Here is a 26,306-nt window from a genome sequence, read left to right on the forward strand (position 1 = left end):
GCCCCGACGAGCCCATGACCCGCCTCGCCGCCCGCTTCCCCCACGTCCTCAGCCTCGTCCTCGACCCCGAACGGCCGCCCGGCGCCCCCGCCGACTCCTACGCCCGGCGGCTGCGCGGGCGCACCGACGAGGAGATCGCCGACGACTTCGTCGCCCACGTGCGCGGCGGCCAGGGTCCCGACGAGCACGAACGCGCCGCCCTGCGCGCCGCGTTGACCGCCGCCCGCGCACAGGAGCGGGAGGCGGCGGCCCGTTGAGACTGCACCGCCTCACCCTCACCGCCTTCGGCCCGTTCGGCGGCACCCAGCACATCGACTTCGACACCCTGTCCGCCGCGGGCCTGTTCCTCTTCCACGGCCCGACCGGCGCGGGCAAGACGTCCGTCCTGGACGCCGTCTGCTTCGCCCTCTACGGCGAGGTGCCCGGCGCCCGCCGCAAGAGCGGCGCCCTGTCCCTGCGCAGCGACCACGCCGCGCCCGGCACCCCCACCGAGGTCGTCCTCGACCTCACCGTCGCCGGCCGCCTCCTGGAGATCACCCGCCGCCCCGAGCAGGAGCGCCCCAAGAAGCGCGGCACCGGCACCACCCGCGACCGCTCCCGCGCCCTGCTGCGCGAGTACGATCCCGCCACCGGCACCTGGCGGGCGCTCAGCCACTCCCAGCAGGAGACAGGGGAGGAGCTGTCCCAGCTGCTCGGCATGAACTGCGACCAGTTCTGCCAGGTCGTGCTGCTGCCCCAGGGCGACTTCGCCCGCTTCCTGCGCGCCGACGCCGAGGAGCGCGGCAAGCTGCTGCGGCGGCTGTTCGACACCCGCCGATTCCGCGCCGCCGAGGACCACCTGGCGGAGCTGCGCGCCCGGTCCGCCCGGCGCCTGCGCGCCGGGGACGAGCGGCTGCGCGCCACCGCCCACCGCCTCCAGCAGGCCGCGGGCCCAGGCACCCCGCCGCCCCCGGACGGGGACCACGCCGACGCCGACGCCGTGCTGGCCTGGGCCGCCGAGGCCCGCTGCGCCGCCCGCGAACGGCACGACAGCACCGCCGTCGCCCTCGCGCTCGCCGAGGACGCCCACGCCCTCGCCCGGCGGCGCGAGGCCGACACCGCCGAACGCGCCCGCCTCCAGCACGCCCACGCCCAGGCCCGCGCCCGCGCCGCCGCCCTGGCCGCCGCCGCGCCCGAACGGGCCGCCACCCGCGCCCTGCTCGACCGCGCCCGCGCCGCCGACGCCGTCGTCCCCGCCCTCGCCCTGCGCGACACCGCCGAGGCCGACCACCGCGCGGCGGAAGCCGCCGAACGCCGCGCCCGCGCCCACCTGCCCGACGACCTCGCCGACGCCCCCGCCGACCGCCTCGCCGACGCCGAACGCGCCGCCCGCGAGCGCCTCGGCGCCCTCGCCGCCGCCCGCCGTGCCGAGGACCGCGCCACCCGGCTCACCGCCGAACTCGCCCGCCTCGGCACCGAGGCGGCGGCCGACGAGGAGCTGGCAGCCGCCACCGAACGGGCCCTCGCCCCCTGGGCCGAGGAGCACCACCGGCTGCTGCGGCGCGTCGAGCAGGCCCGCGACGCCGCCCTGACCGCCGCCCGCACCGCCCGGCTCCTCGACCCCGCCGACCGCCGCCTGGCCGCCGCCCGCCGCCGCGACGAGCTGGCCACCGCCCTGGCCACCGCCGAACGGGACGAGCTGCGCGCCCGCGAGCGCGCCACCGCCGCCCACGAGCACTGGCTCGACCTCAAGGAACGCCGGCTGCTCGGCCTCGCCGCCGAACTGGCCGCCGGTCTCACGCCCGGCGAGCCCTGCGCGGTCTGCGGCTCACCCGACCACCCCCGGCCCGCCCGCCCCGCCGACGGCCACGTCGACCGGCAGGCCGAGGAGGCCGCCCTCGCCGCCCACCAAGACGCCGCCGCCGACCGTGAACGGGCCGGCCGGCACCTCGCCGCCCTCCGCGAGGCCCACGCCGCCGCCGAGACCGAAGCGGGCGCCGACGCCGACACCGCCCGCCTCGCCGCCGAGACCGACGCGCTGCGCGCCGCCCACGCCGCCGCCGAGGCCGAAGCCGCCGCAGGACCGGCCGCCGCCGACGCCCTCGCCGCCGCCGAACGCGACCACGAGGACCTGGTCGCCACCCGCCACGACCTCCAGCGGCGGGCCGCCGCCCGCGCCTCCCGGCGCGAGGCGCTCCGGGCCGAACTCGCCGGGCTGCGCCAGGAGATCGACCGGGCCAGGGACGGCGCCGCCGCCGTCGCCGACCGCGCCGCCGGACTGGCCCGGCTCGCCGACGCGCTCGCCGCCGCGGCCACCGCCGCCCGCGCCGCCGAGGAGGCCACCGACCGGCTCAAGCAGGCCGACGACCGGCTCGCGGACGCCGCCTACCGCGCCGGATTCGACACCCCCCGGGCCGCCGCCGACGCCGCCCTCGACCGCGCCCGGCAGCGGGAGCTCCAGCACCGCCTCGACGCCTGGCAGGCCGAGGAGGCCGCCGTCGCCGCCGCCCTCGCCGACCCCCGCGCCACGGCCGCCGCCGCCCGGCCCGCCGCCGACCCCGACGCCGCCCGCGCCGCCCTGGACGCCGCAACCGCCCGGCTGCGCGCCGCCTCCGCCGCCGAGGCCGCCGCCCGCACCCGCCGCGCCGAGCTGGACGCCCTGTCCGCCGAGGCCGCCGCCGACGCCGCCGCGCTCGCCCCGCTCCGCGCCGACAGCCGCCGCGTCACCCGCCTCGCGGACCTGGCCGCGGGCACCTCGCCGGAGAACGAGTACCGGATGCGGCTGGAGACCTACGTGCTGGCCGCCCGCCTCGAACAGGTCGCCGCCGCCGCGGGGGTGCGCCTGCACCGGATGTCCGCCGGCCGCTACACCCTGGTCCACTCCGACGCCCGCACCCCCGGCCGCGCCCGCTCCGGCCTGGGCCTGCACGTCATGGACGCCTGGACCGGCCGCGCCCGCGACACCGCCACCCTCTCCGGCGGCGAGTCGTTCTTCGTCTCCCTCGCGCTGGCCCTCGGCCTCGCCGACGTCGTCGCCGAGGAGGCCGGCGGCCGGCGCCTGGACACCCTCTTTATCGACGAGGGCTTCGGCAGCCTCGACGAGCAGTCCCTCGACGAGGTGCTCGACGTGCTGGACGCGCTGCGCGAGCACGACCGCAGCGTCGCCATCGTCAGCCACGTGCCGGACCTGCGCGCCCGGATCCCCGTCCAGCTCGAAGTCGTCAAGACCCGCCGGGGATCGACCGTCCGGCACCGCACCGCGCCGCTCGGCCGGTGACCCGCCGGCTCACCGCCACCGCCCCGCCGGCCTCACAGCGCGGAGAGTTCGGCCTCCAGGTCGTCCAGGCCCAGCGAGCCCTGCGACAGCGCGGCCATGTGCCACTTCTTCGCGTCGAAGTCCGCGCCGTGCGCCCGCCGGGCGGCCTCCCGGCCGCGCAGCCACGCCCGCTCCCCGAGCTTGTAGCCGATCGCCTGCCCCGGCATGCCCAGGTACCGCACCAGCTCGCTCTCCACGAAGTCCGCCGGGCGGCTGCTGTGCCGGCCGAAGAACTCCTGCGCCAGAGCGGGCGTCCACCGCTCGCCCGGCGCGACCGGGGAGTCCGCCGGGATCGGCAGCCCCAGGTGCATCCCGATGTCGATGATGACCCGCACCGCGCGCATCATCTGGCAGTCCAGATACCCCAGCCGCCGCTCCGCGTTGTACAGGAAGCCCAGCTCGTCCATCAGCCGCTCCGCGTACAGCGCCCAGCCCTCGGCGTTGGCGCTGACCATCCCCACGGTCGTCTGGTACCGCGACAGGTCGTCCGCCACGTGCGCCCACTGCGCGAGCTGCAGGTGATGCCCCGGCACCCCCTCGTGGTACCAGGTGGACACCAGGTCGTACACGGGAAAACGGGTCGCGCCCATCGTCGGCAGCCAGGTCCGCCCCGGCCGCGAGAAGTCCAGCGACGGGGCCGTGTAGTACGGGGCCGCCGCGCTGCCCGGCGGGGCGATCATCGACTCCACCCGCTTCACCCGGGCGGCCAGCTCGAAGTGCGTCCCGTCCAGCGCCTCGATCGCCTCGTCCATCAGCCGCTGCAGCCAGCGCCTGATCTCCTCGACGCCCTCGACCGCCTCGCCCTCGGTGTCGAGGTGGCGCAGCGTCTCCCACGGGGACGCGCCCGGCAGGATCTTCTCCGCCTCAGCCCGCATCTCCGCGCGCAGCCGGTGGAACTCGGCCCAGCCGTACGCGTACGCCTCGTCCAGATCCAGATCGGTGCCGTTCCAGTACCGCACCCAGCGGGCGTACCGCTCCCGCCCCACGATCTCCGGCGCGCCCTCGACGCCCGGCGCGTAGGAGTCCCGCAGCCAGTCCCGCAGTCCCGCGATCGCGCCGGTCGCGCCCCGCGCCGCCGCGTCCAGCTCCGCGCGCAGAGCCTCCGGCCCGCCGGACACGAACGCGGCGAACCACCCGCCGTCCGCCCCGCCGATCCACTCGCCCAGCTGCCCGATCACCGTGGACACCTGCCGCGGCCCGGCGGGCAGCGAACGGGCCAGGCCCGTGGCCAGCGACGCCCGGTACCCGGCCAGCGCGTCCGGCACGGCCCGCAGCCGCCGCGCGATCGCGGCCCACTCCTCGTCCGTGTCGGCCGGCATGATGGTGAACACCTCCCGGACCGCGTGCGGCGGGGAGTGCAGGTTGCTCACCGCGCGCAGCGGCTCGGCCGCCTCGTGCACGGCGATCTCCGCCGTCAGCCGCTCCCGCAGCAGGCGGGCACAGCGCCGCTCGGCGGCGTCGTCCGCTCCGGGCAGGGATTCCGACTCCGCCAGCCGTCCGAGGGTTTCCCGGGCCAGGCCGGCGACGGCCGCCTGGCCGTCGGGGGAGAAGTCGGGAAGCCGGTCGTCGCTGCCCGGAACACCCAGGAAGGTCCCGGTGATCGGGTCGAGCTCGACGAGCGCGTCGACGTACGAGTCGGCGAGCCGGCGGGGAAGCGCGGTACGGGGGTCTTCTGACATGGCCCCATCCTGATACGCGCGGCCCCGTTCGTCACCACCGGCCCGGCCGGGCCCGGCCCTCACCCACCGGCCCGCACCGGCCGCGCCGAGCCGGACCGCATCCCGGACAGCCGCAGGGTCAGCACCAGCGAGCCCTCCTCGACCTGGTGGTCCAGCGGCAGCCCGGTACCGCGCATCAGGGCGATCATCCCCGTGTTGCACGCCTGCGTGACCGCGTACACCACGTCGCGGCGCGACTCCACGGCCAGCCCGAGCAGTTCGCGCAGCAGCGCGGTGCCGATGCCGTACCCCTGCCAGACGTCCTCGACCAGGAGCGCGACCTCCGTCTCGTCGCCGTCCCACAGCAGGTGGCCCAGCGCGATGATGTCCCCGGCGGCGGTCTCGGCGACGACGCTGTGCCCGTAGCGCGGGGTCAGCAGGTGCGCCAGGTACCGGTCGGCGTCCCCCAGCGGCCCGTGGTAGCGGCGCGACAGCGTCTGCGGGGAGCACCGCCGGTGCATCTCCCGCGCGGCGTCGAGGTCATCGGGACCGGCCGCCCGCAGCACGATCGGGTGGCCGCCCGCGGTCACCACCCGGCGGCGCATCACGACGCGGCCGTCCGCGACCGGTGTCGCCACCGCACAGGAGCGCCCCGCCCGGTATCCGCCCACGGTCCGCCGGAGCCGGCGGCGCGGAAAGCGAATCGAGCTGCGGGGCACATCGGAGTCAGCCATGCATGCACTGTCGTCCTTTGTTATTGCGTGATCACGAACGCCCTGTGACCGGTGGGTAAAGGAGGCTTACGGAGGAATTTGTTCGTTTCGCCTCGGGCCTGGGCCGTTCCTCCCCGGCCCCGGCCCCGGCCGCCCCCGTACCGGCCGCGATGTCCCGCTTTGGGTATCCCCGCTGACACTCCCTCAGCCCGCGGCCGTGCGCGCCGCTCGTGACGAACCCGGCGAACCCGGCGAACCGCGCCGGATCCGCTACCGGATGACCCGGATCCCTCACCCGCTCGCGTGCCACCACAGCCCCCAGCAGCCGTTCCGGAACCACCAGCCACCCCTACCGCGGGCCGGGCGCGGGCGACGTGCTCACCGCGCCGGTGTACGCCACCCGGCGCGGATCGAGTCCCTGCGAGGCGCCAACAGCGCCCGGTCGTAGCGGAAATCCCCATCGTAGTCGTCCTCCACGAGCGGCGCACCGGTGCCTTGCGCGGCGGTGGCCACGCGGGTGCGGGTACCCCGCCTCCCGGTGCGCACGCCCGTCCTGCCCCCCCGCCGAGGGGCCGCCGCCGGGCCGCGGCTGGACAGGCCCGTGTGCCCTCGGGCGGGATGACCCCGTGACGACCGACGAGGACGGCCGCGCGGAGCACGCGGACGACACGGCGCCGGAGGTATTCGCGGAGCACCGGCCCATGCTCTTCGGGTGGCCTACCGCATGCCGGGCCGCGTCACCGACGCCGAGGACGTCCTCCAGGAGCCGTGGCCGCGCCGGTCCGGCTCCGCCGGCCGTGACGACGTGCGGCGGCCCGACGCGTTCCTGGTCCGTGTCGTCACCCGCCCCGCCCTCGACCGGCTCCGCCGGGTCGCCGCCCGCCGCGAGACCTACGCCGGCCCGTGGCTGCCCGCGCCGCTGCCCGCCGGCCGGGACGCCCCCGACGCGGCCGACCGCGCCGTGTTCGCCGGGACCGTCTCGTTCGCCGTGCGGCAGCTCGCCGCCCGCGCCCGGCGGCACATGAGCGAACGCCGAACGCCGCCCCCGCTGCACTGTCGACCCCGTCGCCCGGCGCGACCTCACCGAACGGTTCCTGGCCGCCGCCTCCGGGGGCGGCCTCGACGCGCTGGTGTCCCTGCTCGCCCCGGACGCCACGCTCGTCGGTGACAGCGGCGGCAAGGCCAGGGCGCCGGTGCGGGTCATCGCCGGGCTCGACAAGGTCGGCCGTTTCCTCTCCGGGGTCGCCCAGCCGCTCCCGGCCGCCCCCGGCCTGCTGGTCACCTCGGCCGGGGACCCGTACGCCGTCTTCCTGCCGGACGTGGCCGGCGACCGCGTCCACCGCGTCCACCGCGTCACCGACCCGGACAAGCCGGCCCACCTCGCGGCCGACCGGCCCGCCGCGTCACGGCTTGCGGCCCACGCCTCCATGCGCGTCCACCGGCGTGCGGGAGTTCAGGTCGTTGGGCTCCGGGCGCCACCGGCTCAGCTCCACCACGCCCGGCTCCACCAGGTCCAGCCCCTCGAAGTACCCCGCGATCCGCTCGGGGGAGCGGGAGATGTACGGGATGCCGCCCTGGCTGTTGTAGAAGTCGTTGGCCTTCACGTACACGTCGGAGTCGATGCCGTCGTACAGCGTGAGGTAACTCCCCGGCGCCAGGCCCCCCATGAGGGCGGACACGATGGAACGGGCCTCGTCGTAGTCCTCGATGTGGCCCAGGACACCGATGAGCATCAGGCCCACGGGCCGGGACAGGTCCAGGGTGCCCGCCGCCTGCTCCAGGATCGCGGCGGGCTCGCGCAGATCCGCGTGGACGTACGCGGTGGCGCCCTCCGGCGTGCTGGTCAGCAGGGCGCGGGCGTGCGCCAGGACCAGCGGGTCGTGGTCCACGTAGACGATGCGCGCGTCCGGGGTCACCCGCTGGGCGATCTCGTGGGTGTTGTCCACGGTGGGCAGACCGGACCCGACGTCGAGGAACTGCCGGACCCCCTTCTCCCCGGCCAGGTACCGCACGGTGCGGCCCAGCCAGTAGCGGGAGACGCGGGCGATGTCCACGATGCCGGGGAAGATCTCGGTGTAGGCGTCCGCCGCCGCCCGGTCGACCTCGTAGTTGTCCTTGCCGCCCAGCCAGTAGTTCCAGACCCGGGCCGACCGGGGCACGGAGATGTCAATCCCGGGGATCGGCGATGGGTCATCTGCCATGGTCAAAGCCTCTCACGTCGCAGTCAGTTACGGACAACGTACCGCCAACCGTGGGACTCGGCACGCCCGTTGGGAGTCTCTTTCTCGGCAGCGACCGCCCGGCCCGGTCCGGTGCCGCCGCCCGCGTCGCCGCTACAGACCGCCGGAGACCCGCAGCACCGCACCCGTGGTGTACGACGCCTCGGCGGACAGCAGCCACGCCACCGCCCCCGCCACCTCGGCCGGTTCGCCGGGGCGGCGCATCGGGACCCGGTCCGGGTTCCGCCAGGGCCGCTCCGGGTCGCCCATCGCGGCGTGCATGTCCGTGACGATCATGCCGGGCTGCACCGCGTTCACCCGCACCCCGTCCGGCGCCAGCTCCTTGGCGAGCCCGACCGTCATGGCGTCCACCGCCGCCTTGGTCGCCGCGTAGTGCACGTACTCGCCGGGGGAGCCCAGGGTGGAGGCGCCGGACGAGATGTTGACGATCGCCCCGCCCGCGCCGCCGTACCGCGTGGACATCTCCCGCGCGGCCCGCCGCGCGCACAGCAGCGTCCCCATCACGTTGACGTCCACCACCCGGCGCATCACCTCCGTCGGCGTCTCGGTGAACCGGCCCAGCGGCCCGGTGATCCCGGCGTTGTTCACCAGCCCGGTCACCCGGCCCAGCGCCTCGCCCGCCGCGTCGAACAGCCGGTGCACATCGCCCTCGACGGACACGTCCGCCCGCACCGCGACCGCCGCCCGGCCCGCCGCCCGCACCCGGTCCGCCACCCGCCGCGCCGCGTCCGCGTCCCGCGCGTAGCCGATCGCCACGTCGTGCCCGGCCGCGGCCAGCCGCACGGCGACCGCCGCCCCGATGCCGCGACCGCCGCCCGTGACCACGGTGACCTCGTGATTCTCCTGTCGCACACCCCGGACCCTAGGACGCCGGATTGGTCTTGACCAGCCCACCCGCCCGGCCTAGGGTCCTGCCCCATACGCAACAACCTTTCATAATCACCGGGCACCCGCCGCCGGGCGGTCACCGTGGAGGCAAGGGTGGGGACCACTCAGCTCGACCAGCAGCAGCCGGAGCCCAAGCACCGGCACCTCAAGACGGTGCTGACGGCGGCCCTGGACACCGAGTTCTCCGTGGGACAGGCCCTGCCCAACGAGCGGGAGCTGGCCGCCCGCTTCGGCGTCGCGCGCGCCACCCTGCGGCAGGCCCTGGACCAGCTGGAGCTCGAAGGCCGCCTCCAGCGCCGCCGCGGCGTCGGCACCACCGTCGCCCCGCCGCGCGTCGGCGTGGACGTCAGCCCCCGCCACCACACCTGGCCCGGTGGCCCCGGCGACGCCTGGGTCACCACCGACTGCGCCCCCGCCGCGCCGCCCGCCGCCGTGGCCCGCCTGCTGGAGGTGCCGGCCCGTACCCCCGTGGAGGTGGTGCGCCGCAGCCTGGTGGCCCAGGGCCAGACGGTCGCCGAGGAGCACCTGTACGTGCCGCCCGCCGCGCTGCCCCCGGCCGACGGGCCCGGGGCGCCGCACGGCGCCGAGCGCGGTCACGGCGTCCTGCGGCGGCTGCGGCGGCTGGAGCCCGGCGGGCAGGACCGCGCGGTCGAGCTGGGCTCGGCCACCGCGGAACAGGCCCGGCTCCTGGACCGGCTGCCCGGCTCCCCGGTGCTGGTGGTCACCACCCGCTACCTCGCGGCCGGGCGCCCGGTCGCCGCCGCCGTCGCCACCTACCGCGCCGACACCTGCCGCCTCACCTTCGGGGACGAGCCCGCCCACCCGTCCGGCGCGGACTGACCCGGGGGCCCGCTCCCTCAGTCCGCCACCGCGAACAGCTCCGCCTCCACCCGGTCCAGCGCCAGCCGCAGCGCGCCCGTGGCCACCGCCGCGTCCCCCAGCGCAGAGGCCACCACGCGCGGCGCGCGCAGGCAGTACCGCTCCAGCTCCCGCGCCACCGGCGCCACCACCCCGTCCAGGCCTGCCGCCCAGCCGCCGATCACCACCAGCTCCGGATCGAGCGCCAGCACCAGCGCCGCCACGTCGTGCACCACCCGCTCCACGAACCGCGCCACCGCCGCCGACGCCCCGCGCTCGCCCTCACGGGCCGCCGCGAGCACCGCCGCCACCGCCTGCTCGTCCAGCGGGTCCAGCGGCTCGCCCGACACCGACAGCAGCCGCTCCGGCGCCGCCTGACGCCCCAGCAGATGCAGCGCCCCGATCTCCCCGGCGGCGCCGCCGTACCCCCGGTGCAGCCGCCCGCCGATCAGCGACCCCGCCCCGGGGCTCAGCCCCGCCAGCACCATCACCACGTCGTCCGCGCCCACCGCCGCGCCCGCCCAGCGCTCGCCCAGCACCGCGGCGTTCGCGTCGTTCTCCACCCGCACCGGGCAGCCGAACACGGCCCGCAGCCGCTCGCCCAGCGCCAGCCCCGTCCAGCCCGGCAGCGCCGCGCACAGCCGCACCGTCCCGTCGCCGTCCACGACGCCCGGGGTGCCCACCCCGACCGCGCGCAGCGACGCCGCCGCCACGCCGCACTCCTCCAGCAGCTCACCGGCCACCGCCGCGACCCGGGCCAGCCGTTCCTCCGCCGCCGCCCCGGTGGCCACCTCACGGCTCAGCGCGCCCAGCCGCCGGCCCCGCAGATCCGCCAGCACCACGGAGACCCGGCGCGCCCCCGTCTCCACGCCCAGCAGCCGCCCGGCCTCCGCCCGGAACCGGAACCGCCGGGCCGGGCGCCCCGCCCGCCGCTCCCCGTCCGGCCCGGCGGCGCCCGCCTGCCCGGTCCCGGCGACCAGACCCGCCCGCGTCAGGCCCTCCAGCACGCCCTCCACCGTCGGCCGGGACAGCCCTGTCGCCCGCGCCAGATCGGTCAGCGAGCGCGCGGAGTCCGCGTCGCGCAGCGCCCGCAGCACGGCAGCCGAGTTGATCCGCCGCAGCAGATGCGGCTCCCCGCGGCCCGCGGCCGGAGCCGGGGGCGGGGACGGGCCGCCGCCCGTGCCGCTCACCGGAAACCCGCTCCCCGGCGGCCCGTCAGAGAATCGCCCCGGGGGTGTACGCCGCGGCCTCCGGGTACCGCTTGACGACCTCCTCGACCCGGGCCAGCACCGCCGCCACCTGCCCGGCCGCGGCCCCGGTGAACGACAGCCGGTCGGCCATCAGCGCGTCCAGCCCGGCCCGGTCCAGCGGGATCCGCTCGTCGCCCGCGAGCCGGTCCAGCAGCTCGTTGCCCTCGGCGCCCTCCCGCATCCGCAGCGCCGAGGCCACCGCGTGCTCCTTGATCGCCTCGTGCGCGGTCTCCCGCCCGACCCCGGACCGCACGGCCGCCATCAGCACCTTCGTCGTCGCCAGGAACGGCAGATAGCGGTCCAGCTCGCGCGCCACCACCGCGGGGAACGCGCCGAACTCGTCCAGCACCGTCAGGAACGTCTCGGTCAGCCCGTCCAGCGCGAAGAACGCGTCCGGCAGCGCCACCCGGCGCACCACGGAACACGACACGTCGCCCTCGTTCCACTGGTCGCCCGCCAGCTCGCCGGCCATCGACGCGTACCCGCGCAGCACCACGGCCAGCCCGTTCACCCGCTCGCACGACCGGGTGTTCATCTTGTGCGGCATCGCCGACGAGCCGACCTGGCCCGGCTGGAACCCCTCCGTCACCAGCTCCTGACCGGCCATCAGCCGGATCGTCTTCGCCAGCGACGACGGCGCCGCGGCCACCTGCACCAGGGCCGTGACCACCTCGTAGTCCAGCGACCGCGGGTACACCTGCCCCACCGACGTGAACACCTGCCCGAAGCCCAGGTGGCCCGCGATCCGCCCCTCCAGCTCCGCCAGCCGCCGCTCGTCGCCGCCCAGCAGATCCAGCATGTCCTGCGAGGTGCCCACCGGGCCCTTCACCCCGCGGAGCGGATAGCGCGCCAGCAGCTCCTCGACCCGGCCGAGCGCGACCAGCAGCTCGTCGGCCGCCGTGGCGAAACGCTTCCCCAGCGTCGTCGCCTGCGCCGGGACGTTGTGCGACCGGCCCGCCATCACCAGCTCGCCGTACTCGGCCGCCAGCCGGCCCAGCCGCGCCAGCACCGCCACCGCCCGGTCCCGCACCAGCTCCAGCGACAGCCGGATCTGCAACTGCTCGACGTTCTCCGTCAGATCCCGGGACGTCATGCCCTTGTGCACCTGCTCGTGCCCGGCCAGCGCGTTGAACTCCTCGATCCGCGCCTTCACGTCGTGCCGGGTGACCCGCTCGCGCTCCGCGATCGATGCCAGGTCCACCCGCTCCAGGACCCGCTCGTAGTCCGCGACCGCGCCCGGCGGCACCGCCACGCCCAGATCCGCCAGGGCCTTGAGCACCGCCAGCCACAGCCGGCGCTCCAGCACCACCTTGTACTCGGGGGACCACAGGGTCGCCAGCTCGGCCGAGGCGTAGCGGCCGGCCAGAACGTTCGGAATGCGCGGCTTGTCAGTCACGCCACGGATTCTACGGGCTGTCCAGCGGCGCCCAGGGCGCCAGCTCGGGCCGCTTCGGCAGCCGCCCGTCGCCGGTGGACCGGCCCGTCAGCCGCCGCCCGATCCACGGCAGCAGGTGCTCCCGCGCGAACCGGACGTCCGCCGTCCGCCGCGCGGACCAGGTGCCCCGCACCGCCCGCGGCAGCGGCCCGTCCCAGTCGAACCCCGGCGCGTACCCCAGCCGCTGCCACACCGCCTCCGCCACCCGCCGGTGCCCCTCGCCCGTCAGGTGCAGCCGGTCGTCCGCCCACAGCCGCGGATCCGCCAGCGACCGCGCCCCGTACAGGTCGACCACCAGCGCCCCGTGCCGCTCCGCCAGCTCGTCGAGGAACGCGAACAGCCGCTCCATCCGCCCCCGGTACCGCTCCAGCACCGGACCCGCCCGCCCCGGACTGCGCATCAGCACCAGCCGCCGGCACGCCGGCGCCAGCCGCTCCACCGACTCCCGCAGCAGGCCGCGGATCTCGTCCATGTCGCAGCGCGGGCGCAGCACGTCGTTCAGCCCGCCCACCAGCGTCACCAGGTCCGCGCCCATGGCCGCCGCCACCGGTACCTGGTCCCGGAGGATCTGCCGCATCAGCTTCCCCCGCACCGCGAGGTTCGCGTAGGTGAATCCGGCGTCCCGCGCCGCGAGCCGCGCGGCCAGCAGATCGGCCCAGCCCCGGTAGGTGCCGTCCGGCAGGACGTCCGACATGCCCTCGGTGAACGAATCCCCCAGGGCGACGAAACTGCGGAGATCAGGAGCGCTGTGCATGGCGCCCCCATGCTAGTGCCGCGTCAGCCGGGGTTCGCCCCGTCGCGACGCCCGGCACGCACGCTCGCCGCGTTGCCGCATCACCCAAGGACACAGTCCGAGGGCGATCCGGCGCCTTGCGATCGCACGCGCCGGACGCCGCTCCTCGACGGGCAAACCTCGACTGACGCGGCACAAGTCAGCGCCCCGGCGGTGCTCGCCGGGCGGGAGCGGGTCCCCGGTGTGAGACTGGTGCCGCTGCCGGGGAGGTGATCGCGCCATGACGGACGGAAGGACCGTGACCGCCGCCGACGAGCGCCTGCTGGAGGGCCTGCTGGCCGACGCCCACGCGGCCGGGCCCGCCGACCTGCCCGCCGTCGTCCGCCGCTGCGCCGACCTGCTGGGCCTGGACCACCTGGTGATCCACCTGATCGACCTCCAGCAGCGCAACCTCATCCCGCTCGGCGGGTGCGAGCCGGTCATCCCGGTGGACGACTCGGTCGCCGGCTGGGCCTACCGCACGCTCACCGTCCGCGTCGAGGAGGCGCCCACCGGCGGGCTGACCGCCTGGCTGCCCCTGGTGGACGGCGCCGAGCGGCTCGGCGTCCTGGGCGCCTGGACCGGGACGCTGGACGCGCACCGCCTGCGCCGGTGCCGGTTGCTCGCCTCGCTGCTGGCCATGGTGATGACCTCCAAACGCGCGGACAGCGACAGCTTCGCCCGCGCGACCCGCACCCAGCCGATGCGCCTGCCGGCCGAGATGCTGCGCGCGTTCCTGCCCCAGCGCACCGTCGGCGACGATCACGTGGTCTCCACCGCCGTCCTCGAACCGGCCTACGAACTCGGCGGCGACGCGTTCGACCACTCCCTCACCCACACCCACCTGCACGCCGCGATCTTCGACTCGATGGGCCACGACCTGGCCTCCGGCCTGACCACGGCCGTCGCCCTGGCCGGGTGCCGCAACGCCCGCCGCAACGGCGCGGACCTGCCCGAACTCGTCGGCACGATCGACCGCGCGCTCGCCCAGTGGCTGCCCGACCAGTTCTGCACCGGGATCCTGCTCCAGCTCGACCTGGTCAGCGGCGCCCTGCGCTGGGCCAACTGCGGTCACCCCACCCCGCTGCTGATCCGCGACCAGCGCGTCGTGGCGGGCGCGCTGGAGCACCCGGGCCAGCCGCCGCTCGGCTCGCCGGCCGAACTGGCGGGCGGAGAACGGGAGTTCCACGAGCTGGTGCTGGCGCCCGGCGACCGGGTCCTGCTCTACACCGACGGCATCACCGAGGCCCGCGTCCAGGGCGGCGCGCTGCTGGAGATGGGCCGCTTCACCGACGCGATCATCCGCGCCACGGCCGCCGGCGAGCTGGCCTCGGAGGTGCTGCGCCGGCTGATCCACGAGATCCTCGACCACGAGGGCGGCCAGCTCCGCGACGACGCCACCATGCTGCTCATCGAATGGCGCCCGCGGCATCCCTGAACCCCCCGGCCCGCCACCGGGTTGTTTTCGTATTTGCGGCAGACGCGCCGAGTGCACCCTGTGACCCCTGTTGGGGCGAGATGCCGGACTTCACACTGGCTCCGGCGGCCCGGCACCGAGTCCGGGCCGACAGGGTGAAAGGAGTGACCGCGATGGAGCAGCGCGAGACCGTGAGCGAGGAGCGGACGTACGAGGCACCGGCCGTGGTGGAGGTCGGCGCGTTCGCCGAGCTGACCCTCGGCCCGGAGGGCGACCAGTTGGAGTTCATCAGTCTGCGGACCGCCGTCTGACGCCGGGCGCCCGGCCGCCCGCCGAGGGACGCGCGCGGCCGGGCGGCCACCGGGGCACGGTCCGGGCCCGCCCGGACCGACAGCGGAGCACCACGGGCCACGACGGAGGGGAGAGGACCGGTGCCGGTCGAACCGGTCGAAGCGGGATTCGCCGTGCTGCCGGACAGCGACGGGGGAGCGGCGCTCGCCGCCGCCCTGGACCCGCACGGCGACGCCCGGGTGCTCACCCACGCGTCGGGCCGCCCCTGGCTCGTGATCCGCGGGCCGGGCGGAGCCGTCACGGCGGCCCGGGCGGGGCGCGCCCGGATCGCGCTGATCGGGCACTGCTCCCTCGGCGCCGACGAGGCGGCGCGGGCCCTGGCCCGCGCCCGGGACGCCGCCGGGCTCGACGGCCTGGCCGGCCGGCTTCCCGGCAGCACCCACCTGGTGGCCTCCCTCGGCGGGCACGTCCGTGTCCAGGGCACGGTCACCGGCGTGCGGGCCGTCTTCCACACCACCGCGCGCGGCACGCCGGTCGCCGCCGACCGGCCCGCGATCCTGGCCCGGCTGACCGGCGCGGACGTCGACGAGGAGGCGCTGGCCCTGCGGCTGCTGTCGCCCGCCGCGCCCTACCCGCAGCGCGCCAGGCCGGTGTGGCGCGGCGTGCGGCAGGTGCCGGAGGACCACTGGCTGCTGCTCGCTCCCGACGGGACCTCCCGCACCACCCGCTGGTGGCACCCGCCCGGGGCCGTCCTGACGCTGGAGCGCGGCGCGCCCGCCGTCCGCGCCGCCCTCACCGGCGCGGTCCGCTCCCGCGTGACGTCCGCCGCCGCCCACCCGGTGAGCAGCGACCTCTCCGGCGGCATGGACTCCGGGGCCGTGACCTGCCTGGCCGCCGCCACGGCCCCGGGCCCGCTGCTGACCGTGCGCGCCGCCCAGCGCGACCCGGGCGGTGACGACGCGGCCTTCGCCCGGCGCCTGACCGGCGCTTTCCCCGCCGCCGAGCACCTGGTGACCGGCTCCGCCGACGACGCCCCGGCGATGTACGCGGGGCTGGACGACCCGGCACGATTCGTCCTGCCGGACGAGCCGCCGTTCTGGACCCGCGCCGGGGACTGGTTCGCCGGCCTGCTGCGCACGGTGGCCGCCCGCGGCCCGGGCCTGCACCTGTGCGGGCACGGCGGCGACCAGCTCTTCGCCCCGCACCCCGCCTACCTGCACACCCTGGCCCGCACCCGCCCGCTCGCCGCGCTGCGGCACACCCGCGGCCACCGGGCCCTGGCCCGCTGGCCGCTCGCCGCGACCTGCCGCGCGCTGGCCGACTCCCGCTCGTACCCGGCCTGGCTCGGCCGCGGCGCCCGGCGGCTCACCGCCCCCGCGCCGTCCGCGCGCCGTCCCGCCCTGGAGTGGGCGCTCCCGCCGCGCGCGCCCGGCTGGGCCACCGCGACCGCCGTCGCCGCCGCGGCCGGGGCGCTGCGCCGGGCCGCGGTCGCGCGGCCCGCGCCGCTGGCCCCCGACCGGGGCACCCACGGCCTGCTGGCGAGCGTGCGGCAGGGCGGCGCCGAGGTCCGCTACGCCGCCCGGCTCGCCGCGGCCCACGGGGTGCGCCTCGCCACCCCCTACCTCGACGACCGGGTGCTGGAGGCGGCCCTGGCCGTGCGCCCCGACCACCGCGTCACACCCGCGCGGTACAAGCCGCTGCTCGCCGAGGCGATGCGCGGCCTGGTGCCCGACGACCTGCTCGGCCGCGCCACCAAGGGCGACTACGGCGAGGACGCCTTCGCGGGGCTGCGGCACCACCGCCCCACCCTGCTGGAGCTGTTCACCGGCTCGGAACTGGCCCGCCGCGGCCTGGTCGACGACCGGGCCGTGCGCGCCGCCCTGACCGCCGACCACCCGACCGCCCGGCCGCTGATCGCCCTGGAGGCCACCCTGTCCTGCGAGATCTGGCTGCGTTCCCTGCGTTCCCTTCCGGCCCCGACGACGGCGGGGGCCAGGCCGTGAGCACGATGAACGCGCTGGAACGGCGCGGGCCGCTGCCCTGGCGCCGCCGCCTGGCCGCCCGCCTGGCGGTGGCCGCGGCGCGGGTGCTGGCGGCCCTGCCGCCGCGCCGGATCCGGACCGCCCTGCACGCGATCCGGACCGGCGCCGCCCCGGCCACCGCCGCCGAGGCCCGGGCCGCGCGGGACGCCGTCGTGACCGTCAGCGTCCGCTGCGCCGGCCAGGGCTGCCTGCAGCGCTCCCTCGCCACCGCACTGCTGTGCCGCCTCGGCGGCACCTGGCCCACGTGGTGCACGGGCGTGCGCACCGCGCCGTTCCGCGCCCACGCGTGGGTCGAGGCCGAGGGGGCGCCCGTCGGCGAACGGGAGCCCCCCGGCTACTACACGCCGACCCTCACGGTCCCGCCGCCGACCCGGCCGCGGTCGCGACCCCGCCGGGGCGCCTGATCCGGGGCCGTGCGGGAACCGCGGATCAGGCGGCCGACTCCCCGCCCTCCCCGTACTCCTCCCCGGCTTCCTCGGCGGGCTCCTCCTCGGAGATGTGCATCGCCGCCTCCTCCGCCGAGGCCGCGCCGCCGTCGATCCCCACGTCCGAGGCCACCACGTCGCTCGCCGGCCGCCGGTACCGGTCGTCGTCCCCGACGATCCGCCCGGCCCGCCGGTCGCCCGCGATCTGGTCCGACCTGGGCTCGCCCGCCATGCCGGGCTGGTCCCCGATCCCGTTGCCCTCCGGCTCGCGGACGTCCGGCATCTCCTCCGACAGCCGCTGGTCGAGCGTCTCCCGGTCGTGCTGCTCCCGGGCCGTCGTGCCGTGCCCGGTCACCGCCAGCGGCTTCTCCGGCGGCGAGTACCCCTCGTCCAGGATGTCGTCCTGGTCCCGCTCGTCGAGCGAGTTGTCGCGGTCGATGTCCTCGGGGTTGTCCCGCATGTCGGAGCCGGTCGGCTGATAGACGTCGTCCCCCATGTCCATGGGGTCGTCGGACATGTCCGTGTCTCCCTCCTGCCGGGCGCCCGTCAGTGCCCGGCCGTTCCGGAGCTGCCCGCGAACAGCACCTCCGCCAGCTCGTCGTCCAGCGAGTCCCGGATCTTCCCGGTCAGGCCGCCGACGGTCGCCTCGTCCGTCACCTCCAGCACGCACCGGGCCTCGTGCACCGCCTTGGGCCCGTCCGCGCCGGAGCGCTGCGCCACCCGGTCGAAGAACTCCGTGCGGCTCATCCTGATCCCGGTGGCCGGCAGGTCGGGGGCCGCCGCCACCCGGCGCAGGTGTTCGCCGATCTCCCGGGGCAGCTGGGCCGCCAGGTTCGTCGCCAGCGACGGCGGGATGCGCTCGGCAAGGGTCTCCAGGCTGGCACGCGTGGCCGCCTCGGCCGCGCCCCTGCTGTCGAGTCTCGCCCGTGCCTGTACCTGTCCGATGAACTCGTCGTGCTGCATGATCGCCTCCCGGTGCGGGTGTCGAGCGGGGGACGGGTTCCCACCGGCCGGGGAGCAAAACCGGCGAGCGGGCCGGCCGCCCGCACCACGCGCGCGGCATCCCGCGCCACGATTGCGCACCCCGCGCGCAACGTCCGCCCAGAGCGTTGACATGTCCGCCGCCATCTCCGAACATGACGGACGCTCCGGTCCTCACGTGCCCCTCCACGCCGGGCAGAAGGGGGAGAGCGCGGTGACGGTCTCCATACTCCGCCGCCTCGGCTGGCTGCTCGCCACCCTCGCGGCCCTCGGCGTCATGATCCTCGCCCCGTCGTCCGCCACCGCCGAGGAGGACTTCTACCTCCCGCCCTCGCCCCTCCCCGCCGGCGAGGACGGCGACGTCATCAGGGCGGAGCCCGTCCGCGCCGACGGCGCCCGCGTGACCCGGATCATGTACCGCAGCCGCGACGCCCACGACCGGCCGGTCGCCGTCACCGGCACCGTCGTCGTCCCCGACACCCCCTGGACCGGCCCCGGACCGCGCCCGATCGTCGCGTTCGCCCCCGGCACCGTGGGGCTCGGCGACCAGTGCGCCGTCTCCAGGTCCCCGGACACCGGGGACTACGGCGCGCTGCTCGACCAGGGCATCGCCGTCGCGCAGACCGACTACGAGGGCATGGGCACGCCCGGCCCCCACACCTACGCCGTCCGCGACTCCCTGGGCCACGCCGTGCTCGACGTGATCCGCGCCGCCCAGCGGCTCCCCGGCTCCGGCCTGCCCGCGAACGGGCCGGTCGGCATCACCGGCTTCTCCCTCGGCGGCGCCGCCGCCGGCGCCGCGGCCGAACTCGCCGCCACCTACGCCCCGGAACTGGACCTGCGCGGCGCCTACGTCGGTGCCGTGCCCGCCGACCCCGTCGCGGTGGCCGGGAACCTCGACGGCACCCTCAACGCCGCCCTGCTGCTGTTCGCCCTCACCGGCCTGGAGGCCGCCTACCCCGAACTCGGTGTCTCCGACGGGGCCAACGCCCTGGGCCGGGCCGTGCTGGAGGAGGCCGCCACCCTGTGCGCCGACGAGGCCCTCCCGCGCTACGCCTTCCGCCACACCAGCACCCTCACCGCGGACCACGGCGCCGAGGGGACGTTCCGCACCGTGGTCGAGGCCAACACCCTCGGGAACGTCGCCCCCGCCGTCCCCACCCTCGTCGAACACGCCCCCGGCGACGACGTCGTGCCCTACGAGCAGGCCCGCCGGATGGCCCGGGACTGGTGCGCGGGCGGCGCGACCGTGCAGTTCGGCGACCTGCGCGCCTTCCTGCCGGTCCTTCAGCACGTGCTCGCCGCGCCGGGCTTCCCGCAGAGCTCCGTCGACTGGCTCACCGCCCGCTTCCACGGCGACCCCGCCCCCACCAACTGCGGCGCGTTCTGAAGCGCGTCGCAGAACCGCCGGGTGGCCGTCGATCCCGTTCCGGGACGCCCTCGGGAGCGGCCGGGCGTCGCCTTCGAGCACGGCCGCAAGGGTGCCGCTCCCGGCTCCTGCGACGCGCTTGAGGGGCCGTCATCGAAGGGGGCGCCTGGCCGCCCGGGGCTCCCCCAGCCGCGTGCGATCGCCGGGGGCCGGATCGTCCCGTTCCCCCGCGGACGACGTCCGGGGGCGTACCGGCGATGCGGCGCCGCGGCGAGCGTGCGGGCCCGGAGGCACCGCCCACCCTCCGGCCCGGCCGCCGCCCGCCCCGCCGCCCGTTCCCGGCCGCATACCCTTCGGGGCATGCGCCTGCCGGTTCCCGTCGTCCTCCTTCTCGTCTCCGCGCTTCTCGCGGCCGGTTGCGGGGTCGGCCCGGCCGGACCGCCGCCGCAGGTGGAGGCGGGGGAGGCGGGGGCGTGGTGGCAGCCGGAGCCCGGCGAGATCACCGACTGGGACTGGCAGATCAGCGAGCCCTACGACCTGTCCGCGCCGCGCCAGATGTACGACCTCGACCTCTTCGACCTCGCCCCGGCCGGATCCGAACTCCGCTACCCCGGCGGCGAGGTGATCGACGTCCCGGCCGGTCCCCTCGCCGGCGCCATCGAGGAGCTGCACGCCCGCGAGCCGCGCCCCGTCGTCATCTGCTACGTCGACACCGGCGCCTGGGAGAGCTACCGCCCCGACGCCCACCTCTTCCCCGGCCACCACGACGACACCGGCGACGTGCCCGACCGGCCCGCGCCGCCCAGCCCGGCTCCGTCATCGGCTGGAACACCGGCTGGGACGGCGAACGCTGGCTCGACATCCGCGAGGAGTCGCGCGACGCGTTCGCCGGCCTCGTCTGGGCCCGCCTCGACCTGGCCGCGCGCATGGGCTGCGACGGTGTCGAGGCCGACCAGAACAACCCCCTGGGCAACGATCCCGGTTTCCCCGTCACCCTCGACGACCAGCACTCCTGGTACCGGGAGGTCGCCGCCCAGGCCCACGCGCGCGGCCTGTCCGTCGGCATGAAGAACGGTCACGACCAGCCCGGCTCCGCCGCCGTGCTCGCCGACGCGTTCGACTGGGCGCTCCCCGAGGAGTGCGCCCAGTTCGACGAGTGCGCCGAGCTGCGCCCGTTCATCGACCGCGGCAAGGCCGTCTTCGCCGTCGACTACGCCGGCTCGGTCGACCCGGCCGCCGCCTGCCGCGCCCACCGCGCGGAGGGGCTGGACGGCCTGATCAAGGACGAGCCCCCGACCGGTGCCCACCGGACGCCGTGCGCCGGAGCGCGATGATGTTGTCGGTGATGACCCCCGACTGCCCGTCCGGCCCGGTGCCCGTGCGGTCGGCGGAGCCCAGCCGCTCGGTGTGCCACTCCGTCATGCGCAGGTCGAGCCCGGCCAGCACCTCCTCGGCGCTCGGGAAGCGGACGTCCGGATGCCGGTTCCTGGCCCACGGCGGGAACGCCCCGTGGTCCACGACCAGCAGCAGGCCGCCCGGTGCCACGGCCGCCGCCGCCGACCGCAGGATCCGGTCCCGGGAGAACTCCATCGGGGCCTGCAGGTACTGCGCGGAGACCAGGTCGAAGACACCGGACGGGAACGTCCGCGCCAGGTCGTGCCGCTGGAACTCGATCCGGTCCACCACCCCGGCCGCCTCCGCGTGGGCCGCCGCCCGGCCCAGGGCGGTCGGCGACACGTCCACGGCGGTCACCCGCCAGCCGAGCCCCGCCAGCCAGACGGCGTCGCCGCCCTCGCCGCAGCCCAGGTCCAGCGCCGTTCCCGCCGGGAGCCGCGCGGCGACGTCGACCAGGACGCCGTTGGGCCGCCCGCTCCACACCTGGTCCCGCGCCTGGTAGTGGGCCTCCCAGAACTCCTCGATCGGGTCCCCGGCCGCCTTGTCCACCTGGTCCACCTCGTCCCTCCCCTTCTCCCGCTGTGTCCCGTGCGCCTGGTGCGCGTCGTCCACCGTAATCCCTGCCTTCCCGGTCACCGGCCGTGCCGCCCGGCGGCGCCGACCGGCCGCCCGGGCGCCTCGGCCGCCCGCGCGCGGCGCACCGCCACCGCGCGGGCGGTGTCCTCCGCGAGCAGGTCGGCGTTGATCGCGACGGCGGCGGCGAACCCGGCGGCGGCGGAACCGATCACCCCCGCGGTCAGGTCCGCGGCGTTCCCGGCCACCCACACCCCGGGTATCTCCGTCGCCCCGCCCGCGCCGGCCGCCACGGCGCTGCCCAGCGGGTGCTGCCCGGCCCACGCCTCGGTCGCCGCCAGGCCCAGCGAGGCGGCCACCTCGTCCCGGGCGGCGAACCGCGGCGCGACGGCCACGGCGTCGCAGGCGACGACCCGGCCGGACCGCAGCCGCAGCCCCGTCAGCCGGTCGCCCGTCACCTCGACCCCGGTGACCTCCCCGTCGACCACGGCGATGCCCCGCGCGGCCAGCCGCTCCCACTGCTCCTCGTCCGGCTCCGGCGCGGTGTGCCGGAACAGGGTCACGTCCGCGCTCCACTGCCGGAACAGCAGCGCCTGGTCCACCCCCTTCGGGCCGGTGGCCAGCACGCCGACGGCCCGGTCGCGGAACTCCCAGCCGTGGCAGTGCGGGCAGTGCAGCACCTCACGCCCCCAGCGCTCCGCCAGCCCCGGCACGTCCGGCAGCTCGTCGGCCAGGCCGGTGGCCAGCAGCAGCCGCCGCGCCACCACCTCGGTCCCGTCGGCGAGCGTCACCCCGAAGCCGCGCCCGGCCCCGCCGCTGCCCGGCAGCGGCCGGGCCGCGACGACCCGCCCGGCGACGACCGTGCCGCCGTAGCCGGTCACCTCGGCCCGCCCGGCCGCCAGCAGCTCCGCCGGGGGAGTGTTCTCGCGGCCCAGGTAGTTGTGCACGCCGCCGGCCGGGGCGTTGCGCGGCTCGCCCGCGTCGACCACCAGCACCGAGCGCCGCGCCCGCGCCAGGGCCAGCGCGCCGCCGAGCCCGGCGGCACCGCCCCCGACGACCACCACGTCCCAGCCCCGCCCGGCGCCGGGCGAGTCGATCGCCGGGTTCCTCCTGCTTTCTGGTGTCATGTCTCGCACCTCCGTTCACCGCCGATCGTCATCCCGCGCCCCCCGGCTTGACAAACTTTCTTGCCGGAACGGCAAATGGGGTCATGGTGAACGACAACATCTCCGGCGTGCTCGGCTCCGTCGGCCCCCGGCTGCGGGCGCTGCGCCGCGAGCGCGGGGCCACCCTGGCCGAGCTGAGCGAGACCACCGGCATCTCCGTGAGCACCCTGTCCCGGCTGGAGTCCGGGCAGCGCAAGCCGACCCTCGAACTGCTGCTGCCCCTGGCCACGGCCCACGGGGTGCCCCTCGACGAGCTGGTGGGCGCGCCGCCGACCGGTGACCCCCGCATCCACCCGCGCCCCTTCACCCGGAACGGCCAGACGTACGTGCCGCTGACCCGCTACCTCGGCGGCCTCCACGCCTACAAGCTGATCCTCCCGGCCCGCGGGACGCCCGCCGCCCGGCCCCCGCAGGCCACGCACGAGGGCTACGAGTGGCTCTACATCCTCTCTGGCCGGCTCTGGCTGGCGCTGGGCGACCACGACCTCGTCCTCACCGCCGGTGAGGCCGCCGAGTTCGACACCCGCACCCCGCACGGCTTCGCCACCGCGGGGACGCGGCCCGTCGAGTTCCTCAGCCTGTTCGGGGCGCAGGGCGAGCGCATGCACGTCCGGGCCCGTCCCGCCGCCCCCGGATCCGACTGACGCGTCCGCGTCACATCCGCCGGGCCGGGGTAGAGCAGGAGCGTCGGCCGGCCGCACACGACGCAGACAGAGGAGCCCTCGATGCCCACCGGACCCGGAACCCGGAGACCCCGCAAACCCCGGGGAACGACGCGAGGAACGCGCGGCGCGGCGGCGGCCGTGCTCGCCGCCGCCCTGCTCGGCGGCTGCGGCGGGGACGGCGGGGACCACGACGGCGGGGCAGCGGGCGCCGAGGCGTGGCGGACCCTGACGGCGGGCGGGGTGAGCGTCGACTATCCGCCGCGCTTCACGACGGCCGACGACGGCGGCGCGGACCACGACGCGCACGGCGGACAGGCGGGCGTCACCGGCGCGGCGGCCTCGGCGTACGCGGAGATCGAGCACGTCTACCTGGCGGCGGTGTCGGTGCACCTGATCCCCCTCGACGCGGAGGGCCTGGAGGAGGGCGTGGCGGAGCGCCTGGGCACCGAGCCGGGCGAGCGGCAAACCGCCGACGTGCCCGGCGCGGAGCGCGCCTGGCGGGCGGCCTATCGCCTCGACGCGGTGGACGAGCACCACCCGCCCGTGGCGGGCACCGAGGTCGAGGGCTCGGTCGTCGCGGGCGAGGCCCCCGACGGCACCGGCTTCGCCATCCGCATCGACGGCGTGTCCGGCGCGCTGGACCCGGACGAACGGGAACGGATCGCGGACAGCGTGCGGCTGACGGGGGCGGAGGCGGCGGCGGAACGGTAGCGTCCGTCGGCCGGTCGGTCCCGTGCGACCGGCGTCGGGGAGGGCGTCACTCGCCGGCGGGCGAGAGATTCAGCAGGATCTGCGACTGGTCGGGGCGGCTCCACGCGTTGGGGAACGCGTACAGGTTCACCAGCGTCGGCCAGCCGGTGAACCGCTCGGCGCGGAACTCGCTGGTGGTGCCCGCCGTGAGCACCGGGATGTAGGGCATGTCCTCCTCGATCAGGGACTGCACGGTGTCGTAGTACGGCTGCCGCTGGTCGCCGCCGGTCTCCGGATTCAGCCGGCCCAGCGCCTCCAGGGCGCGGTCGACCTCCGGGTTGACGTAGCGCGCGGCGTTCGGGTGGGCGTGCCCGCCGACCGGCGCCGTGTTCTCGCTGTGGAAGAAGTACGTGTAGACGAAGTACGGATCGGGCGCCGGGCCCTGCGTCACCACGTCCATCAGCAGCTCGAACTCCCCGTGGTCGCGGGCCTGCGACCACTCGGCGTACGACGACTCCAGCACCGTCAGCTCGATCCCCACCTCCCGGAGCTGCCCGGCGATCGCGGTGGCGGCGGCCGTGTAGTCGGTCCAGGCCGAGATGACGCGGACCGTGAGCGACAGCCGCCGGCCGTCCTTGGCGTAGACGCCGTCCGCGCCCCGGACGTACCCGGCGTCCTCCAGGATGTCCTCCGCCGTCGCCGGGTCGGCGGTCATCGGCGCGGTGCGGTCGCGCAGCGCGGCCGAGAGGTACGCCGCGTCCCGCTCGGGCAGCGCGAACCCCGGCGAGATCTCGCTGCCGGTCTCCTGGAAGGCGGCGGCGTTCACCTGCTCGCGGTCCATCGCGTAGTAGATCGCGCGCCGCACGGCCGGGTCCGTCTGCGGCCCCCGGCAGCCCAGTTCGGCGTTGGAGCACGTCATCAGCACGAGCTGGTTCATCGGTATGGTGATGACCTTGTAGCCCGGGTAGTCGTCCTCCACGTCGGCCAGATCGGGCACCGGCTGGGTCAGCCAGTCCACCGCGCCCTCCGCCATCGCCTCGATGCCCGCGTCGCGCCCGGACAGCGCGACGTAGCGGACGTTCCGCAGTTCCGGCGGGCCGTCCCAGTAGGCGGGGTTGGCGGTGAGGGTGAACTCGCGGGGCGCGAACTCCCCGAGGGTGAACGGCCCGGTGCCGACCGGCTCCTCCACCACGTACGTCACCGGGTTCCCGGCCGCCGACCAGATGTGCTCCGGAACGATCCACGTCCTGCCCAGCAGTTGCGGCGCCATCATGTACGACGGCTCGCGGAACCTCACCACCAGGTGGGTCGGGTCGACGACCTCGGTCTCGCCGCGGAAGCCGACGGTATTGATCTCCTCGTGCGCGGCGAGCATGTCGAAGGTGAACTTCACGTCGTCCGCGGTGAAGTCCTCGCCGTCCGACCACGTCACGCCCTCCCGGAGGGCGATCGACAGCTCGGTGCCGTCGTCGTTCCAGGAGAACGCGGTGCCCAGCCGGGGCACCGGCTCGTCCCGGCGGGCGATGTTGGAGAAGAACAGCGGCTCGTAGACGGAGCCCTGTCCTTCCATCATGGCCGTGGCGTACGGGTTGAAGTTGCGCTGGAAATCACCGGCCACACCGGCGTAGACCACCAGGGTGTCGTCGGGGAGCCGCGTGCCGCTTCCCGATCCGCCGCAGCCGGCGGCCAGTAACCCGGCCGCCGCGGCCAGCGCCGCGAGTCCTCGCAGGGGACGCGACCTGACGCGCAGGGACATGCTCGTTCCTCTCATGGCCCACCTCGCCCCACGGGCAAGGGAGTTGGGCCGCCGGATCGTCAACGTTGAGCAGTGCCGTCATCGGCGGTTCAGCACCCTACCCGCGCCTCGTCCGTCACCCGGCGGGCGGCGCTAGGGTGAGCCGAGGAGGTGGCCATGTCCGGTACGGAAAACGACCTGTTCGCGGCGGTCGACGCGCTCGTGGAGCAGGTCGCCGCACGGCACGAACTGCCACCGCCGCACGAACGCAAACGCCTGCGCACGGCCGCCGGCCTCACCCAGCGGGAGGTCGCCGACCGGCTCGGCGTGACCCTGGCGACCGTCGCCGCCTGGGAGGCGGGCCGCACCTCGCCCCGGCCCCCGCAACGCGCCGCCTACGCCCGCCTGCTGGACCGCCTGGCCGGCCTCTTCCCGCCCGGCCCCCCGG

At 76.6% G+C, this 26,306-nt stretch carries 23 protein-coding genes and 3 pseudogenes; 14 read left to right on the top strand and 12 right to left on the bottom strand.

The features are described from left to right. Positions 1–257 (top strand): annotated as a pseudogene (locus tag ACSNOC_RS17955) (exonuclease SbcCD subunit D); the annotation flags it as partial. Then, on the top strand, positions 254–3,256 hold the full coding sequence (locus ACSNOC_RS17960) for an AAA family ATPase (protein WP_436748487.1): 3,003 nt from the start codon (positions 254–256) through the stop codon (positions 3,254–3,256). The pseudogene ACSNOC_RS17955 and the gene ACSNOC_RS17960, both read left to right, overlap by 4 nt. Positions 3,257–3,288: 32 nt before the next feature. Here the strand turns inward: ACSNOC_RS17960 and ACSNOC_RS17965 are convergent, their stop codons facing one another. Further along, entirely contained in the window at positions 3,289–4,974 is a 1,686-nt protein-coding gene (locus tag ACSNOC_RS17965; RefSeq protein WP_436748488.1) for a DUF885 domain-containing protein, read from the bottom strand. Between the two features lie 59 nt (positions 4,975–5,033). Continuing rightward, the gene (locus ACSNOC_RS17970) at positions 5,034–5,687 is read right to left on the bottom strand and encodes an N-acetyltransferase family protein (protein ID WP_436748489.1); all 654 of its coding nucleotides are present in this window, start codon (positions 5,685–5,687) and stop codon (positions 5,034–5,036) included. A 680-nt stretch (positions 5,688–6,367) separates the two neighbouring features. On the opposite strand from ACSNOC_RS17970, the pseudogene ACSNOC_RS17975 reads away from it, so the two are divergent. After that, positions 6,368–7,057 (top strand): annotated as a pseudogene (locus tag ACSNOC_RS17975) (sigma factor); the annotation flags it as partial. A 12-nt stretch (positions 7,058–7,069) separates the two neighbouring features. Here ACSNOC_RS17975 and ACSNOC_RS17980 read toward each other — a convergent pair. Both ACSNOC_RS17980 and ACSNOC_RS17985 read right to left on the bottom strand, forming a co-directional pair. Next, positions 7,070–7,867, bottom strand: coding sequence for an SAM-dependent methyltransferase (locus ACSNOC_RS17980; protein WP_436748490.1), 798 nt, complete (start codon positions 7,865–7,867; stop codon positions 7,070–7,072). 132 nt (positions 7,868–7,999) lie between these two features. After that, positions 8,000–8,758, bottom strand: a complete 759-nt coding sequence (locus tag ACSNOC_RS17985) for an SDR family oxidoreductase (protein WP_436748491.1) — start codon at positions 8,756–8,758, stop codon at positions 8,000–8,002. A gap of 129 nt (positions 8,759–8,887) precedes the next feature. Here ACSNOC_RS17985 and ACSNOC_RS17990 point away from each other — a divergent pair, with 129 nt between their 5' ends. Beyond that, on the top strand, positions 8,888–9,634 hold the full coding sequence (locus ACSNOC_RS17990; RefSeq protein WP_436748492.1) for a GntR family transcriptional regulator: 747 nt from the start codon (positions 8,888–8,890) through the stop codon (positions 9,632–9,634). Between the two features lie 17 nt (positions 9,635–9,651). Here the strand turns inward: ACSNOC_RS17990 and ACSNOC_RS17995 are convergent, their stop codons facing one another. Genes ACSNOC_RS17995 through ACSNOC_RS18005 form a run of 3 tightly spaced genes read right to left on the bottom strand, consistent with a single transcriptional unit; the run spans position 9,652 to position 13,091 of the window. Beyond that, positions 9,652–10,842, bottom strand: coding sequence for an ROK family transcriptional regulator (locus ACSNOC_RS17995; RefSeq protein ID WP_436748493.1), 1,191 nt, complete (start codon positions 10,840–10,842; stop codon positions 9,652–9,654). 25 nt (positions 10,843–10,867) lie between these two features. Beyond that, complete coding sequence (gene purB, locus ACSNOC_RS18000; RefSeq protein WP_436748494.1) at positions 10,868–12,298, bottom strand: adenylosuccinate lyase; 1,431 nt, start codon at positions 12,296–12,298, stop codon at positions 10,868–10,870. Positions 12,299–12,308: 10 nt separating this feature from the next. Beyond that, complete coding sequence (locus tag ACSNOC_RS18005; protein WP_436748495.1) at positions 12,309–13,091, bottom strand: SGNH/GDSL hydrolase family protein; 783 nt, start codon at positions 13,089–13,091, stop codon at positions 12,309–12,311. Positions 13,092–13,350: 259 nt separating this feature from the next. Between ACSNOC_RS18005 and ACSNOC_RS18010 the strand changes: the two genes are divergently transcribed. The 4 genes from ACSNOC_RS18010 to ACSNOC_RS18025 all read left to right on the top strand — a co-directional run bounded on the left by ACSNOC_RS18010 (position 13,351) and on the right by ACSNOC_RS18025 (position 17,263). Further along, on the top strand, positions 13,351–14,547 hold the full coding sequence (locus ACSNOC_RS18010) for a PP2C family protein-serine/threonine phosphatase (RefSeq protein ID WP_436748496.1): 1,197 nt from the start codon (positions 13,351–13,353) through the stop codon (positions 14,545–14,547). 152 nt (positions 14,548–14,699) lie between these two features. Continuing rightward, the gene (locus ACSNOC_RS18015) at positions 14,700–14,837 is read left to right on the top strand and encodes a lasso RiPP family leader peptide-containing protein (RefSeq protein WP_436748497.1); all 138 of its coding nucleotides are present in this window, start codon (positions 14,700–14,702) and stop codon (positions 14,835–14,837) included. A gap of 120 nt (positions 14,838–14,957) precedes the next feature. Continuing rightward, positions 14,958–16,820, top strand: a complete 1,863-nt coding sequence (locus ACSNOC_RS18020; protein ID WP_436748498.1) for an asparagine synthase-related protein — start codon at positions 14,958–14,960, stop codon at positions 16,818–16,820. After that, positions 16,817–17,263 carry a lasso peptide biosynthesis B2 protein gene (locus ACSNOC_RS18025; RefSeq protein WP_436748499.1) on the top strand — a complete coding sequence of 149 codons (447 nt, stop codon included), beginning with the start codon at positions 16,817–16,819 and terminating at the stop codon, positions 17,261–17,263. The genes ACSNOC_RS18020 and ACSNOC_RS18025 overlap by 4 nt, the downstream gene beginning before the upstream one ends. Before the next feature lie 25 nt (positions 17,264–17,288). On the opposite strand, the gene ACSNOC_RS18030 is transcribed toward ACSNOC_RS18025, so the two are convergent. Both ACSNOC_RS18030 and ACSNOC_RS18035 read right to left on the bottom strand, forming a co-directional pair. Next, positions 17,289–17,801, bottom strand: a complete 513-nt coding sequence (locus tag ACSNOC_RS18030; protein WP_436748500.1) for a DUF5709 domain-containing protein — start codon at positions 17,799–17,801, stop codon at positions 17,289–17,291. A 29-nt stretch (positions 17,802–17,830) separates the two neighbouring features. Next, complete coding sequence (locus tag ACSNOC_RS18035) at positions 17,831–18,247, bottom strand: DUF2267 domain-containing protein (protein ID WP_436748501.1); 417 nt, start codon at positions 18,245–18,247, stop codon at positions 17,831–17,833. Between the two features lie 232 nt (positions 18,248–18,479). Here ACSNOC_RS18035 and ACSNOC_RS18040 point away from each other — a divergent pair, with 232 nt between their 5' ends. From ACSNOC_RS18040 to ACSNOC_RS18050, 3 genes and pseudogenes are all read left to right on the top strand, one after another. After that, positions 18,480–19,655, top strand: coding sequence for a lipase family protein (locus ACSNOC_RS18040; RefSeq protein WP_436748502.1), 1,176 nt, complete (start codon positions 18,480–18,482; stop codon positions 19,653–19,655). A 339-nt stretch (positions 19,656–19,994) separates the two neighbouring features. Further along, positions 19,995–20,351: pseudogene (locus ACSNOC_RS18045) on the top strand (hypothetical protein); the annotation flags it as partial. Between the two features lie 101 nt (positions 20,352–20,452). After that, positions 20,453–20,968, top strand: coding sequence for an endo alpha-1,4 polygalactosaminidase (locus ACSNOC_RS18050; RefSeq protein ID WP_436748509.1), 516 nt, complete (start codon positions 20,453–20,455; stop codon positions 20,966–20,968). Here the strand turns inward: ACSNOC_RS18050 and ACSNOC_RS18055 are convergent. Next, the gene (locus tag ACSNOC_RS18055; protein ID WP_436748503.1) at positions 20,913–21,641 is read right to left on the bottom strand and encodes a class I SAM-dependent methyltransferase; all 729 of its coding nucleotides are present in this window, start codon (positions 21,639–21,641) and stop codon (positions 20,913–20,915) included. The two genes, ACSNOC_RS18050 and ACSNOC_RS18055, sit on opposite strands and share 56 nt — an antisense overlap. Before the next feature lie 20 nt (positions 21,642–21,661). Beyond that, positions 21,662–22,729, bottom strand: coding sequence for an NAD(P)/FAD-dependent oxidoreductase (locus tag ACSNOC_RS18060; protein WP_436748504.1), 1,068 nt, complete (start codon positions 22,727–22,729; stop codon positions 21,662–21,664). Positions 22,730–22,812: 83 nt separating this feature from the next. Between ACSNOC_RS18060 and ACSNOC_RS18065 the strand changes: the two genes are divergently transcribed. Continuing rightward, on the top strand, positions 22,813–23,412 hold the full coding sequence (locus ACSNOC_RS18065; protein ID WP_436748505.1) for a helix-turn-helix domain-containing protein: 600 nt from the start codon (positions 22,813–22,815) through the stop codon (positions 23,410–23,412). 81 nt (positions 23,413–23,493) lie between these two features. Then, positions 23,494–24,144: a hypothetical protein gene (locus ACSNOC_RS18070; protein WP_436748506.1), complete on the top strand. Its 651-nt coding sequence runs from the start codon at positions 23,494–23,496 to the stop codon at positions 24,142–24,144. A gap of 46 nt (positions 24,145–24,190) precedes the next feature. Here ACSNOC_RS18070 and ACSNOC_RS18075 read toward each other — a convergent pair whose 3' ends face one another. Further along, positions 24,191–25,879 (bottom strand): ABC transporter substrate-binding protein, encoded by a 1,689-nt coding sequence (locus ACSNOC_RS18075; RefSeq protein WP_436748507.1) that lies wholly within the window; start codon positions 25,877–25,879, stop codon positions 24,191–24,193. A 156-nt stretch (positions 25,880–26,035) separates the two neighbouring features. On the opposite strand from ACSNOC_RS18075, the gene ACSNOC_RS18080 reads away from it, so the two are divergent. Continuing rightward, positions 26,036–26,306: helix-turn-helix transcriptional regulator (locus tag ACSNOC_RS18080; RefSeq protein WP_436748508.1), on the top strand; the 271-nt coding region annotated here is incomplete at its 3' end.

Origin of the sequence: Streptomyces sp. URMC 129 (genome assembly GCF_051386415.1) — a bacterium.
Taxonomy (GTDB): Bacteria; Actinomycetota; Actinomycetes; order Streptomycetales; family Streptomycetaceae; genus Streptomyces.

What these genes read in the sequence shown, in the direction of transcription:
- ACSNOC_RS17965 (WP_436748488.1), bottom strand. Translation starts at nt 4,974, where the DNA reads ATGTCAGAAGACCCCCGTACCGCGCTTCCCCGCCGGCTCGCCGACTCG.
- ACSNOC_RS17970 (WP_436748489.1), bottom strand. Translation starts at nt 5,687, where the DNA reads ATGGCTGACTCCGATGTGCCCCGCAGCTCGATTCGCTTTCCGCGCCGC.
- ACSNOC_RS17980 (WP_436748490.1), bottom strand. Translation starts at nt 7,867, where the DNA reads ATGGCAGATGACCCATCGCCGATCCCCGGGATTGACATCTCCGTGCCC.
- ACSNOC_RS18005 (WP_436748495.1), bottom strand. Translation starts at nt 13,091, where the DNA reads ATGCACAGCGCTCCTGATCTCCGCAGTTTCGTCGCCCTGGGGGATTCG.
- ACSNOC_RS18010 (WP_436748496.1), top strand. Translation starts at nt 13,351, where the DNA reads ATGACGGACGGAAGGACCGTGACCGCCGCCGACGAGCGCCTGCTGGAG.
- ACSNOC_RS18015 (WP_436748497.1), top strand. Translation starts at nt 14,700, where the DNA reads ATGGAGCAGCGCGAGACCGTGAGCGAGGAGCGGACGTACGAGGCACCG.
- ACSNOC_RS18030 (WP_436748500.1), bottom strand. Translation starts at nt 17,801, where the DNA reads ATGTCCGACGACCCCATGGACATGGGGGACGACGTCTATCAGCCGACC.
- ACSNOC_RS18035 (WP_436748501.1), bottom strand. Translation starts at nt 18,247, where the DNA reads ATGCAGCACGACGAGTTCATCGGACAGGTACAGGCACGGGCGAGACTC.
- ACSNOC_RS18060 (WP_436748504.1), bottom strand. Translation starts at nt 22,729, where the DNA reads ATGACACCAGAAAGCAGGAGGAACCCGGCGATCGACTCGCCCGGCGCC.
- ACSNOC_RS18065 (WP_436748505.1), top strand. Translation starts at nt 22,813, where the DNA reads ATGGTGAACGACAACATCTCCGGCGTGCTCGGCTCCGTCGGCCCCCGG.
- ACSNOC_RS18070 (WP_436748506.1), top strand. Translation starts at nt 23,494, where the DNA reads ATGCCCACCGGACCCGGAACCCGGAGACCCCGCAAACCCCGGGGAACG.
- ACSNOC_RS18075 (WP_436748507.1), bottom strand. Translation starts at nt 25,879, where the DNA reads ATGTCCCTGCGCGTCAGGTCGCGTCCCCTGCGAGGACTCGCGGCGCTG.